Here is a 12,564-nt window from a genome sequence, read left to right on the forward strand (position 1 = left end):
ACAAACTGAAATTTACGATAATTTTGTTTTGGCAAGGGAAAGGGCAAACTCTAAGGACTTGGCCACAGATTCTGGTTTTTTTCCACCACCTTGTGCCATATCAGGGCGTCCGCCCCCTTTTCCATCTAACATTACTAAGGTTTCTTTTAGCATCTCACCACAGTGGATACCTTTGTCATTGAGAACCTTATTGCACATAAAAACAAGAGTACTTGATTCCCCTTCGGTGGTTCCAAACAAACAAAGGATCTCTGGTTCTTTCGCTTTGAGTGAATCAGCCAAATCTTTCAGAGCCTTTGCATCAACTGATGGAAATACTTCTGTAACCACTTTGCCTTTAGCGAACTTGTGTGCCTTTTGTAAAAGACCATCTACAAGCTCAGGGTTCATTTGGAACTTTTGTTGTTCTAATTTCTTTTTTGCCTTAAACAGTGAAGATGATTTTTCTTCCAGTTCCGCTTCGAGTGATTCTCTGAGTTTACGAAGACTTGCCACCGCAGTTTTCCCATCTTTTAAAAAGATGGATTGAAGACTTTCTGGAGAAGGAACTTCTTTTGAAATACCAAACTCTTTCAAATCACCAAACGTTTCTTTGGCGGATAGGTTATGTGTTTCGATTTTGGATGCCAAGGTTTGGAACTGGTGTAAAAAATAAGACACAACCGATTCTCCACAAATGGCCTCAATCCTTCGGTTTCCGGCACCAGGGCTTCCTTCTTTGACAATCGCAAAAAAACCAATGTCTTTGGTGTTTGAAACATGGGTTCCCCCACAGAATTCTTTTGATTTTTCTCCCATGGATACAACACGAACAAGGTTTCCATACTTTTCATCAAACATGGAAAGTGCCCCAGATTCTTTGGCTTGGTTGATATCCAATACTTCTGTTTTGACTGGGATATTCGCACTCACGGCCTCATTCACATCGGATTCAATTTGGATGATCTCTTCTTGGGATAAGGCTTTGGGATGGGAAAAATCAAATCGTAAGTAATCTGCCGATACGATGGAACCTTTTTGGGTCACATGTGTTCCTAAAATCCGTCGGAGTGCACCGTTTAACAAGTGTGTACCGGAGTGGTGGTTGGCAAGGTTTTGCCTCCGTTCGATTTCAATTTCGGTATCCACTACATCACCAACGGAAATATTTCCTTTTAAGACCATACCCATATGAAGGAAGGTATCATTTTCTTTTTGGGTGTCTTGGACTTGGAATTGGAAACCATCTTTTTTGAAGTAACCAGTATCACCAATCTGCCCACCACCTTCTGCATAAAAAGGAGTTTTATCGAGAACGATTACAACTTCTTGCCCTTGTTTGGCAGAAGCAACTGACTTTCCATCCACAAAAAGATACAAAACCTTTCCCTTTGTTTTGGTTTCAGTATACCCTAAAAATTCTGTTTTTAATTCAGGCGAAGCAGAAAGTCCAGTGAGGTATTGGATTTTTTTCCCTTTCCAACTCGCACGAGATAAGTCGCGGTCTTTTTCCAGTTCTTCTTCAAATCCTTTGTCATCGAAACTAAAACCCCGGTCTTCCACAAGTTCCTTTGTCATCTCACGAGGGAACCCGTATGTGGAATACAATCGGAATCCTTCTTTTCCAGTAACAAACGTTTGTTTGTTTGCCGTTAGATGGGAAAGTAAAGATTCTAATTCTTCGAGTCCCACTTCGAGTGTATGTAGGAAAAGTTCTTCTTCTTTTTTTAAGATGGATTCAATGTCTTTTGCTTTGTCTTTTAGTTCTGGGTAACGAACCGAATACAAGTCTTTTAGAGTACCAACTAGTTTGTATAAAAACGGCTCATGGATTCCGAGTTTTCTTGCAAAAAGGGAGGCACGTCTGATGAGACGGCGGATGACATACCCACGTCCTGTGCGGTCAGGGTAAATCCCATCCCCAAGTGAAAAAAAGACAGAACGGGAATGGTCAGTAATCACGCGGAATGATTGTTTGGTGGACTCATTATATTGAAAACCAGAGAGTGTTTCAATTTGTTTGATGATGGATTTTAATTCATCCGAATCATAAACAGAGTCTACTTCTTGTAATAACATAGCCACACGTTCGAGGCCCGATCCTGTATCAATTCCAGTTTGTTTGAGTGGGAGAAGTTCTCCCGAAACCGTTTGGTTGAACTGGTTAAATACTAAATTCCAATATTCTAAATAACGGTCACAGTCACAACCTGGTTTACAATTGGGGTTATTGCCACAATTGGGACCACCTTTTTCAGGCCCTCTGTCCAAATACAATTCGGAACAAGGACCACAAGCTCCACTGTCGCCAGCAGGTCCCCAAAAATTATCTTTTTTACCAAGGCGTACAATTCGTTCTTCTGGGATCCCTGCATCCATCCAGATTTTTTTGGCTTCATCATCATCGAGGTAAATTGTCACCCAAATTTTATCTTTGGGAATTTCTAAGTGGTTCAGTGAAAAGTCTAACGCGTATTCGATGGCCTCTTTTTTAAAATAATCGCCAAAGGAAAAATTTCCTAACATTTCAAAAAACGTACAATGCCGTTCCGTTTTCCCGACTACTTCCAAATCAGTGGTACGAACACATTTTTGAATGGAGGCAGCTCTTGTGTATGGGAGCTCCACTGCTCCAGTAAAAAGAGGTTTGAACTGTACCATCCCTGCAGTTGTGAATAAAAGTGTAGGATCCCCTTTGGGAATGAGACTCGAGGAAGGCACAATGGTGTGTCCTTTCTCTTGGAAATAGTTCGTGTACAACCTTGCGATTTCTTGGACGGTTTTCGACTTCATACACTTACACGGAAATCGAATTTGCCTCCTAGGGCAAGGAAATTCGAATTTAACTTTGCCTTAAATCTTTGTAACGGAAAAAAGAAAATAGGGAGATCACAAGAAACCCCATACCAAGTCCCGTAAATGTCCAAAGGCTTCCCACTGTATCATTTAAAAAGGCAGCAAAAAATCCAGAAACAGCCGGTGTGAATTGGAAACAAACTGTATAGAGGGATAAGATCCTACCTCTAAGTCCGTCCTCTGCACGTTTTTGTAATATCGCCGGCATCAGGCTCGAAAGTACTCCACCCGAAACTCCAAAACAAAAAAGAAAGATGGAAGTGGCCTTTGCCTCAAAAAACGGGACAAATCCTAAAAAGAAAAATGAGGACAAACCAAAGACAATGAGTAATACCAACCCTTTTCGTTCCAAATGGTGGTAGAGGATGGTGAAAATCCCACCTAAAAATAATCCAGGACCAAGAAACATTAACACAGATCCCCGTGCCAACTCTCCTAGTCCCAATTCTAGTTTTACATATTGGGGAAGGACCACCTGGATGGGACCTAATGCTAACATACTAAAAATCGCAATCCACATCACCTGTCTGGAGACAGGGTCCATATGCAAAAACCCTAATACTGCTCGTAAATTTTCTCCAAGTGATGGAATTTCAGAATTTGGGATTCTTTTTTGAAGTTTTGTTTGAGAGGAATTGGACATTGTTTCCTTCTCGTTTAACTTTAATAAGGTAAAAGCAAACATCGACAAAACATGTAAAAAAGCCAAAAAGAGAAATAGTATTGAGTAAGATTGGAATTCTCGTATCCAACCCACAACAAGGGGACTCATCCCAAAGGAAAATATCAGAAGTAAATTCCCAGCGATCGTGTGGAATACGAGTCGGTGTGATTCCATCACTTCACAGAGAAGTGCCATCCTCCCTGGCAATACCGTTGTCATACCAATTCCATTGAGAAATGCCAAGGGTAACAACAAAAGAGGATAGGTTTCAAAAATATGGGTCAATCCACCTAACAAAAATGCTGCTAAAAATAAAAAAAACTGAAATCCAACTACTACCCACCTCTTGGAATAATGATCGAGCAGGTAACCAGTATACAAAAAGAAAAGTGGAAAGGGTAAAAACAAAAAGAAAAAAACAATCCCAGAATACCCTTTTACAACCGTTAGAGTCTGTGTAAAAATCACAATTGAATATAAAAAACAACTGCTGGCAAAAGTTCCAAAGGCGAAGGCAAGGTAAAAGATGATTTGGTTCATAGGTGGAACGGTTATCCTAACCGAAAAAAAAAGCCTCCCAAAGGAGGCTTCTCTATCGGAAAAAAAAGAGGAGTTTTCCGATTAACGTTTTGAGAACTGAGTTCCGCGACGAGCTTTGTGGAGACCGTATTTTTTACGTTCCACCATACGGCTATCACGAGTGAGGAAACCTTCTTTTTTCAAAGTAGGTTTGAGTGATTCATTGAAAGCAACAAGAGCACGAGCCACTGCGTGACGAATTGCTCCTACTTGTCCAATCACTCCACCACCAGTAACATTGAGTGCGATATCATATTTGTCACGAGCATCTAAAACAAGAAGAGGCTCAAGTGCACGACGAACTAAGTGTTCTCCGTTTTTGATGTAATCTTTTACATCTTTGTGGTTTACTGTGATTTTTCCTGTTCCAGAAGCGATTTTTGCTCGTGCAACAGATGTTTTGCGTCGGCCAACTGCCCAAACTGCTTTTTGCGCCATATTATTTCAACTCCAGTTTTAGGGGCTTTTGAGCTCCTAGGTTGTGGTCATTGCCTGCGAACACTCGGCAATTTTTTAACATTTGGTCACCTAATTTTGATTTAGGTAACATTCCTTTCACTGCTTCCATGATCACTCTTTCTGGGTTCTCTTGGATGAGTTTGTGGAAAGCGATCGCAGTCATACCACCTGGGTAACGGGAGTGGTGGTAGTAAATTTTTTGTTCTCTTTTGCGACCAGTCACAGCCACTTTAGAAGCATTAACGATGATGATGTTATCTCCACAATCTTGGTTCGGTGTGAATGTAGATTTGTGTTTTCCGCGAAGTCGGGAAGCGACTTGACTTGCCAATCTTCCGAGAGTCTTATCAGTTGCGTCCACAACAAACCACTGTTTTTGTACGGCTTCTTTTGCGATAGAAGGGGTCTTGTGGGCTTTAGACAATAGTTCCATAAGTACGAGATTTTCCTCTTTTATGTCAGGATTTTCGGTTTTCACAGTGGGTCAAACAAATTTATTGGAAACGAAGCTTTGAAAGAATCAGATATCATCCGTACTCTTTTTGGAACAACTCCTCCCCCAGAGGACGATTGTTATTTTTTGGCACCGAACCGCCTTGTCACAACGGATTCCCTCTCCGAAGGAACCCACTTCCTCCATGAATGGTCAACCCCCGAAGTCCTAGCAGGAAAACTAGTGGAAGTGAATGTCTCTGACATCACTGCATCCGGAGGGGTTCCGAAAGAATGTTTTTTAAACCTCGGTCTATCTCCTACCTCCCGGAAAAAAGATTGGGTGAAGAGGTTTGCCAAAGGACTGAGGGTTTCCCTCCACCAATATGGAATGAAACTCGCTGGTGGCGATACCTTTTCCTCCCCCACAACCCAATTGGCACTGACTGTGGTGGGAACGGTCAAAAAACCTTGGCTACGATCGGGAGGAAAACCAGGTGATTACCTCTATGTCACAGGGGATTTAGGCCAAAGCCTTCTTGGGTATCATTCTTTAAAAAAGAATTGGAAGGAGAAAGATTTTAAACCTGCTATTGAAAAACACCTTTTGCCAAAATCAAAACAGATCCTGCTAAAACCACTCTCAAAGTATAAAATTCACGCCTGTATGGACATCACAGATGGGCTCATCCAAGATGCGGAAAGGTTAGCACTTGCCTCCAAAGGAAAACTCACAATCCAAGTGGAATCTGTCCCCTTACACCCGCTTGCTGTACGAAAATTGGGAGTGGATTTTTGTCTGGGTTCTGGTGAAGAATTGGAACTTTTATTTTTATCACCGAACATCCTACCAAACGAAATTAACTCCATTCCTGTGACGATGATTGGTAGATTTGAGTCTGGAAAACCAGGAACAAAATTCTTAAGCGAAGGAAAAACATACCTTCCCAAAACCAAAGGTTTCCTTCACTTCAATGAAGAAGAATGAGGGAGTGTGATCTTAAACTCAACCTTAGGTTCTACTTTGTCTCCTAAGTGATCAAATATATTGGATACTAACACTGAACCACCAAACTTTTGTATGGTTTCTTTCACAAGTGAAAGCCCGATTCCGAAATCGAGAGTTTCATACCGTTCGTAAAGGTTCTTTGTTAATCGGAAAAATGGTTCAAACACGAGGTCCAAATATTCATTTGGAATCCCTTCCCCTATTTTTAAATCACTTCCCACCGAATTGATGACGGAAAAAGAAACAGAATCTGATTTTAATTGGAGTAATACAAAAATAGAAGATGAGTCCAAAGAAAACTTCATTGCGTTGATGAGAAGTTCCCTTATAGATTTATGAAAGTACTCGCGATTCCAACGAATGGAAATCGAATCCATTTGAACTGAACTAACATCGGTCATTTGGATGGAGTGGTGTTTGATTTTTGTTTGTGATTCTAATTCTTTTATAATACTAACTATCTCTTGCCATAAAACGGATAAAGGTACTACTTCCTCATTGACTCGATCGAAAATAATATTTTCAATTTCAGAGAATGTATTTAAAACTTTTTTCGAATAATTGGCATTGTCTTCTAAAATGGATAAAACTTCTTTTTCTAAGATATAATCTCCATTTTCCGTTTGTTTCATCCCTTTTATAATATCGATGATTTGAACTAAGATTCCAAAACCAGCACCTTGGGATAAACTAGCACGCAAAACATGGAATAAATTTTTATGTAACTCTTGGGCATTAAACTCACCCTTTTCCAAAGATCGATTTTTGAAACTATACCAATCCAAAAGTTTTTCAAGAGAGATGATTTTTTCTTTTTCTAATATGGAAGTTTTATAATCCAATGAACGTTTGGAAAGGTGGTATTCCACTTTTTTCAATAATTCCTTTGGAAATACAGGTTTGATCAAATAATCCTGCACATTTTCCTTCATCACTTCGATGATGGAGATGGAATCGGATTCGGAAGTGACCACAAGGATGGGGATCTGTGAATTTTTTTTCCGTATTTCCCTTACTAGTTCGGTGCCAGTTCCATCTGGAAGTTTTAAGTCAGTTAGGATAAGATCAATTGATTCAATCCCATCTTTTTGTAAGAGGTGTAAGACTGGTTTGATTCCAGAAAACACAACAAAATTAGCATCAAGCGAACGTAAGGCCCCTTGGTATAAGAGTGCCGTTGTTGGGTCATCTTCAACGATTAGGATTTTATTTTGGGTGATCATTCCATAACTCCCAGATCATTCGACGAGAGTTATGGACAAAAATCTTATCAAGAGTCTAAGGAAAGTCTGTTATTCCTCAGTATCTTGATGTTCTAATGAAGGGTTACGATTTTCGTTTGCCTCACCTTTCCCATTTTCATGAGTTTGGTTTGACCCAGAATCTTGTTGGTTCTGGTTCCCGTTCCCTCTTCGATCTCTATGTTTTTTGCGTGGTGGGCGTTTTTTATTGCCTTCTTTTTTTCGGTTCTGTTGGCCAAACTGGTGGCTATCTGGCTTTGGTCTCTGCCTGAGAGATATTTCCCAGAAAAATGCAGTTTGTACAGCAGCTTCGTTGTTTTCAGAGATAGCAACAATTTTGTACACCATAAACGCATCGTAAAAATAATCTTTCTTTTTGAAGAAAGAATTTTGCCTTTCTTTTTCATCATCCGTGATGTGAAAACGAGGTTGGCTAATGAAAATTTTTACTAAATTGTCTTGTTCCCGTTTAGGAATTCCCATACGTTCAAAAACAGGTTGTAAACTTTCTTTGATGTTATGCGCTAGGTGACCACGATCGTTTTCATACAAATCTTTTACGATATCGTAAAAAATTAACGAATAAAAAATCGCAGGAGTCATCTCCTCTCTTGCTGAGAGCAGTTTGTCAGTAACAGCGAGTCTTTTCCCAAGTGGTGTGTCCATAAAATGTTCACGCCATTCTGGGTCGGTTTTTTTCAGTTTGTCCGCTGGTTCCTTGAACAAAACATCGAGTAGGTGGTTTTCTGCAAGTCCTTCAAAGATAATCGATGTTTTCCAAGTACGAAACATTTTATTGTATTCTTCTAGTAGTCTTGCTGTGGATGATTTTTCGAGTTCCAAACGATTCTTTTTAATGGCCAGTTTGGTTTTTTTCTCGATATCAAGTCCGAGCAAAACGGAAAACTTCACTGCTCGTAACATACGAACAGGATCTTCTTTGAAAGAAATATCAGGATCACCAATGACCCTAACGATTTTCTTTTGGATGTCTTCAAATCCACCTACGTAGTCCAAAATGGAATCGTTTTTAGGATCGTAAAACAATGAATTGATGGTAAAGTCGCGTCTTGCCGCGTCTTCCTTTGCTGTACCGAAGGAATTGTCCCGCTTGATGAGATAATCGTTTTCTGCTTTGTGTTTTTCCAAACGATGTTCCGGTAGTGAACGGAACGTAGAGACTTCAATAATTTTGCCTTTAAAAATGATGTGTACAATTTTAAATCGTTTACCGATGATCCGGCAGTTATTGAAGATCCTTTTGATTTGGTTTGGTGTCGCACTTGTGACGATGTCAAAATCTTTTGGGCGTTTGCCCATCAGCAGATCTCTGACTCCTCCACCGACTAAGTAGGCCTTGTAACGAAACTTGTTCAATCGATTGATGATTTTGATGGCATCTTCATCGATATTGGCCCTGCGTATGGAGTGAGTTTCTCGATAGTATCTCTTTCCCTCGGGGTACATCAAAAAGGAATCGACAGAGTCGGCTTTCTTTCTGAAAAGAGAAGTGAGAAATTTAAACATATTGGATTCATCCACTTTCCCCTGAAAAATGGCATGGGCAAGGAAAAAATTGGCTGGATAACGAACATTGGCAGAAACTTACGTCACAACCGCCTACGAAAGGCTCCAAATTGCACATTTACGGTGGCGAAAACGCTTACAAAAGTGGATTTCCCGCAGCCGAGAGAAGGTGAGTTTTGTCCTCATCCCGAGTGACGAAAAACCCCTCGCCCAAATCGAGATCTCAGTCGGTATGCTTGGGTTCCTCTTTGGACTCTCTCTATCCCTTGTACTTTTATCCTTTGGCCTACTTGTTTATTTTTCCTTTTTCTTTGAAAGAAACCTTTCTCTCGAAAAAAAAACAGAAACCCAACTTGTATCGTTTTTATTTTATGACCTACTTTCCAAGGATTTACGCGAATCCGTTGAAGAACTGGAATCCATGACGGAATCTCTCAATTTACTTGCCTGGGAAGAAATCCCAGAAAAGGAAATGATCACACAAGATTATCTCTTAAAAGAAGAGTTTCGAAAAGACGCCAGTGAACTCGATTCCAATTTATTACTCTTCCAACAAGTTGTCACCACTTACACCCAGTTTGGTGTAAGACTGGGAAACCTTGTTCCTAATTTTCAAAATGCCATTGATTATCTTTCCATGCGAGAAAGTATCTTTTATTCCATGCCAAGGGGCCGGCCTCTGAAACCTGGTGTGGGAGTTGTGACTTCCACCTTTGGGTATCGTAGTGATCCATTTGGAATCTTACCTGTTGGAGAATACCACTCAGGGATTGACTTTGCCGCAGGGGAAGGAACACCGATTTATGCAACAGGTCCTGGGATCATTGCTGTGGATACAGCGGTTGGGGGTCTTGGAAAATCAGTACGCATCAACCATGAAAATGGATTTTTCACTTTGTATGGCCACTGTTCTCTCATTTTAGTCAACCCAGGGGACCGAGTCAAACGTGGGGATAAAATTGCCCTTGTGGGACAAACGGGAAAAGCAACGGGAGCCCACGTCCATTATGAAGTGAGAATTGGACTTGATGCTCCCCTTGACCCAGAAGAATACATCAACTTAGATTGATGCCCTAGGAATAGCAAAACGAGTTTTGGACCATTGATTCTCTTTGAAGCAATGACAATAGAAGGGATTGGGAAAAAACTAGAAGGGTTTTCGAAATCGCTAATAGATCTTTTGTGATGAGAACCAACTAACCTTGTTTAGAATTTATCTTCCAAACAAAGATTAGTTGAGAGTATTCTTTTAAGAAAAATTGGTCTTAGAACTTTCCAATTAAGTTAAAATCAACAGAATACACACCTGCTCCACCAACAACGAGAGCAATGAGAAGTCCCGCAGCTAAGATATGGAATTCATACCCTTCCCCTTTTTGGTTTCCATTCCAATTGATGAAAAAACCATTCTGTCTGTGCGCGATGAATGCGGCACCGATCATGATGATGGTAATGGACAATGCTGCAAATTTAGTTAAAAATCCCACAAGTAAAAGAAGAGGTCCAAAAGACTCACCTAGTATGATGAGAACAGCAAGGATCCCTGGGAATTTCATGGTTCCTGTGAAAAATCCATACGTTCCTTTGAAACCGTATCCACCAAACCAACCGAGGAGTTTTTGGGCACCGTGTGGGAAAATCACAACAAAAGCTGTGATACGAAGGATGAGTGGGATGATGTCCCCGGATGTAGAAAATAATAAATCAAACATAGTGAATTCTCCTTAAATCAATATTAGATAGTTTAATATTGAACTATCTAGGGTCAAGCTATTTTTCCTTCCTTTTTTCTCGTTTATCCCGATTTAAATTCTCCTTTCCCCTGTGGGCATAGAATTTACCCTTTCCCCTATGTTAGATCGAATTCCGATTCCCAATCCCTTTGGCTGGGAGGGTCTGTCCACTTTCAGCCTTCTTATGATGTTAGCCTTTCTTGTTGGTTCCTATCTTCTCCCAAAGGAACTGGAACGAAAAAAATTAGATCCATACCACTCCGATTGGTTGATCTTTCTTGGGATTTTAGGCACACTTGTGGGTGCAAAAATATTCTTTATCTTTGAAATTTGGGACCAAGTGTTCATCGATGTCCCTGGTTATGATGGCAAGTATTCTTATCCTCTGACCCACTGGAACGGTTTCCCAGGCCACCCAGGATTATGGTCCTCTCTTTTTAGTGGTGGTGGTCTTGTCTTTTTTGGTGGCCTTCTTTTTGGTTGGCTCTTTATCACCTTATACTTTCGTTACTACAAACTTGATATCGGTGCTTATTATGATGCAGTCATTCCGGCAATTAGCATGGGTTATGCGATTGGTAGACTAGGGTGTTTTGTGAGTGGTGATGGTTGTTATGGGTTTGCTACCGATGAAAGGATTCCATTTTTTGTATTTGAATTCCATGGAGCTCACCCGTCTGGTGTTCCCGTTTGGAATACACCTGTGATGGAATCCATTATGGCCTTTGGTTACTTTTCCTATTTTCAATTTTGGGCACGTTACCAAAACTTTCGGAAATGGAGTATTGGAGCGCAGTTTCTCATCATCCATGGTTTTGCAAGACTCATCATTGAATTTTTGAGAGTGAACAAAGCTGTGATTCCTTTCTTTGACCCACCTACCCTTGTCAACATTCCGGATGCAAATGGAAATCCAACATTCCTCACAGGTTATTACTGGCATGGTTTTTCCCAGTCCCAATACATTGCAATTGGACTGATCCTATTTGGTGTGTATCTGATGGTTTCCAAAAAACTTTGGTTAAAGGAAGAAACAAACGTATGAACCCATCTCCCTTTTTTACAATCGAAAGAAGAAAAAATATTGCGATTCTTTGGCTGAATCGTCCTGAAAAAAGAAACGCGATGAATTGGCCTTTCTGGCGTGACCTTCCCGATATGGTGGCCGAGATTGATGCCGATCCAAAAATTCATTGTTTTGTGATCGCAAGTAAAGGGAAATCCTTCTCCACTGGCCTTGACTTAGAAGAGTTTTTCCAAGAGTTCAAACCGGTTGTACAAGGTGAACTTGCTGATGGTAGGGAAAAACTCTACCAACTCATCCTTACCATGCAAAAAGGGATCAATGCCGTTTATAATTCAAAAAAACCATCGATTGCACTTGTTCAAAAACATTGTATCGGTGGTGGACTGGACTTAGTCTCTGCATGTGACATTCGTTATGCGTCTGAAGATGCGGTATTTTCCTTACGGGAATCAAAAGTCGCAATTGTTGCGGACATGGGTTCCTTACAAAGGCTCCCCCATCTCATTGGAAATGCTCACACAAGAGAACTTGCCCTAACCGGAAAAGACATCACAGCGACAGAAGCATTCCAAATGGGACTTGTGACAAAGGTCACTAAGGATTTTGATACCTTACTTACAGAAGGATTAAAAACAGCGGAAGAAATTTCAGAAAATCCAACCATTGTCATCCGTGGTGTCAAACAAGTGTTAAACCATGGCATTGGGAAAACCATCGAAGAAGGTTTGGATTACGTAGCAGTATGGAATTCCAGTATGCTCGATTCCAAAGATTTCAGAAGTGCCATAAATGGGTTTATGGAACGAAAACGACCGGTTTTCAATCCAGAAACCCGTGTGGACCAATGATTCTGAAAACGACTTAGCAGTAGATGTCGAGTAACCTTTCGCTATTTGCCACAGGACCCAGTTTTTCTTCCACAGCCAACTTCATCAGTTTTTCGGTGAGTTGGTTTTGTGCCTGGAAAATTTCCTTCGGCAAATTGACAATTGGGTTGATAAGTGTAGATGGAACCATAAGTGGACCTCCTTTTACAATCTTTACTCCCTATTCTACGC

12 protein-coding genes are annotated in these 12,564 nt (G+C 40.6%); 4 read left to right on the plus strand and 8 right to left on the minus strand.

Annotated features, from left to right (window positions below; translation table 11 throughout):
• Window positions 1-12 precede the first annotated feature (12 nt).
• The 4 genes from alaS to rplM all read right to left on the minus strand — a co-directional run bounded on the left by alaS (window position 13) and on the right by rplM (window position 4,970).
• A complete protein-coding gene (gene alaS / locus CH354_RS10375; RefSeq protein ID WP_100726576.1) occupies window positions 13-2,772 on the minus strand; it encodes an alanine--tRNA ligase in 2,760 nt (919 codons plus the stop codon).
• 49 nt (window positions 2,773-2,821) lie between these two features.
• A complete protein-coding gene (locus tag CH354_RS10380) occupies window positions 2,822-4,039 on the minus strand; it encodes an MFS transporter (protein ID WP_100726575.1) in 1,218 nt (405 codons plus the stop codon).
• Window positions 4,040-4,120: 81 nt separating this feature from the next.
• Window positions 4,121-4,516: a 30S ribosomal protein S9 gene (gene rpsI, locus CH354_RS10385; protein WP_100716688.1), complete on the minus strand. Its 396-nt coding sequence runs from the start codon at window positions 4,514-4,516 to the stop codon at window positions 4,121-4,123.
• Window position 4,517: 1 nt separating this feature from the next.
• The gene (rplM, locus tag CH354_RS10390; protein ID WP_015675928.1) at window positions 4,518-4,970 is read right to left on the minus strand and encodes a 50S ribosomal protein L13; all 453 of its coding nucleotides are present in this window, start codon (window positions 4,968-4,970) and stop codon (window positions 4,518-4,520) included.
• A gap of 78 nt (window positions 4,971-5,048) precedes the next feature.
• On the opposite strand from rplM, the gene thiL reads away from it, so the two are divergent.
• The gene (gene thiL / locus CH354_RS10395) at window positions 5,049-5,957 is read left to right on the plus strand and encodes a thiamine-phosphate kinase (RefSeq protein WP_100726574.1); all 909 of its coding nucleotides are present in this window, start codon (window positions 5,049-5,051) and stop codon (window positions 5,955-5,957) included.
• Here thiL and CH354_RS10400 read toward each other — a convergent pair.
• Both CH354_RS10400 and pcnB read right to left on the minus strand, forming a co-directional pair.
• Window positions 5,936-7,201, minus strand: a complete 1,266-nt coding sequence (locus tag CH354_RS10400) for an ATP-binding response regulator (protein ID WP_100726573.1) — start codon at window positions 7,199-7,201, stop codon at window positions 5,936-5,938. The two genes, thiL and CH354_RS10400, sit on opposite strands and share 22 nt — an antisense overlap.
• Before the next feature lie 69 nt (window positions 7,202-7,270).
• Window positions 7,271-8,746, minus strand: a complete 1,476-nt coding sequence (pcnB, locus tag CH354_RS10405) for a polynucleotide adenylyltransferase PcnB (RefSeq protein ID WP_100716685.1) — start codon at window positions 8,744-8,746, stop codon at window positions 7,271-7,273.
• 67 nt (window positions 8,747-8,813) lie between these two features.
• Here pcnB and CH354_RS10410 point away from each other — a divergent pair, with 67 nt between their 5' ends.
• On the plus strand, window positions 8,814-9,815 hold the full coding sequence (locus CH354_RS10410; protein WP_100716684.1) for a M23 family metallopeptidase: 1,002 nt from the start codon (window positions 8,814-8,816) through the stop codon (window positions 9,813-9,815).
• 196 nt (window positions 9,816-10,011) lie between these two features.
• On the opposite strand, the gene CH354_RS10415 is transcribed toward CH354_RS10410, so the two are convergent.
• Window positions 10,012-10,458 carry a DoxX family protein gene (locus CH354_RS10415; RefSeq protein ID WP_100716683.1) on the minus strand — a complete coding sequence of 149 codons (447 nt, stop codon included), beginning with the start codon at window positions 10,456-10,458 and terminating at the stop codon, window positions 10,012-10,014.
• Window positions 10,459-10,597: 139 nt separating this feature from the next.
• On the opposite strand from CH354_RS10415, the gene CH354_RS10420 reads away from it, so the two are divergent.
• Both CH354_RS10420 and CH354_RS10425 read left to right on the plus strand, forming a co-directional pair.
• Window positions 10,598-11,524: a prolipoprotein diacylglyceryl transferase gene (locus CH354_RS10420; protein WP_100716682.1), complete on the plus strand. Its 927-nt coding sequence runs from the start codon at window positions 10,598-10,600 to the stop codon at window positions 11,522-11,524.
• A complete protein-coding gene (locus tag CH354_RS10425; protein ID WP_100716681.1) occupies window positions 11,521-12,354 on the plus strand; it encodes a crotonase/enoyl-CoA hydratase family protein in 834 nt (277 codons plus the stop codon). The genes CH354_RS10420 and CH354_RS10425 overlap by 4 nt, the downstream gene beginning before the upstream one ends.
• 13 nt (window positions 12,355-12,367) lie before the next feature.
• On the opposite strand, the gene CH354_RS18350 is transcribed toward CH354_RS10425, so the two are convergent.
• Entirely contained in the window at window positions 12,368-12,523 is a 156-nt protein-coding gene (locus CH354_RS18350) for a hypothetical protein (protein WP_165780332.1), read from the minus strand.
• Between the last annotated feature and the right edge of the window lie 41 nt (window positions 12,524-12,564).

Source organism: Leptospira levettii, assembly GCF_002812085.1.
Lineage (GTDB): Bacteria > Spirochaetota > Leptospiria > Leptospirales > Leptospiraceae > Leptospira_A > Leptospira_A levettii.